The 407-nt window shown below is 50.9% G+C and carries 1 rRNA gene; it reads right to left on the bottom strand.

Features of this window, described 5'->3' with window-relative positions:
• A 23S ribosomal RNA gene (locus QP941_RS11570) occupies positions 1-407 on the bottom strand; the annotation flags it as partial.

Genomic DNA, 407 nt, shown 5'->3' with positions numbered 1-407 from the left:
AGTCTCCCACCTATCCTACACAAACCGAACCAAACACCAATACCAAGCTATAGTGAAGGTCCCGGGGTCTTTTCGTCCTGCCGCGCGTAACGAGCATCTTTACTCGTAGTGCAATTTCACCGGGCCTGTGGTTGAGACAGCAGAGAAGTCGTTACGCCATTCGTGCAGGTCGGAACTTACCCGACAAGGAATTTCGCTACCTTAGGATGGTTATAGTTACCACCGCCGTTTACTGGGGCTTAAATTCTCAGCTTCGCAGTCAAAGACTACTAACCGGTCCTCTTAACCTTCCAGCACCGGGCAGGCGTCAGTCCATATACATCAACTTAACGTCTTCGCATGGACCTGTGTTTTTGATAAACAGTCGCTTCCCTCTATTCTCTGCGACCCCACAACGCTTCCAGCCG

Origin of the sequence: Corynebacterium sp. MSK150, assembly GCF_030229215.1 — a bacterium.
Classification (GTDB): Bacteria; Actinomycetota; Actinomycetes; order Mycobacteriales; family Mycobacteriaceae; genus Corynebacterium.
The sequence above is the reverse complement of the archived record's forward strand: the minus strand, read 5'-3'. Positions and strand labels throughout refer to the sequence as shown.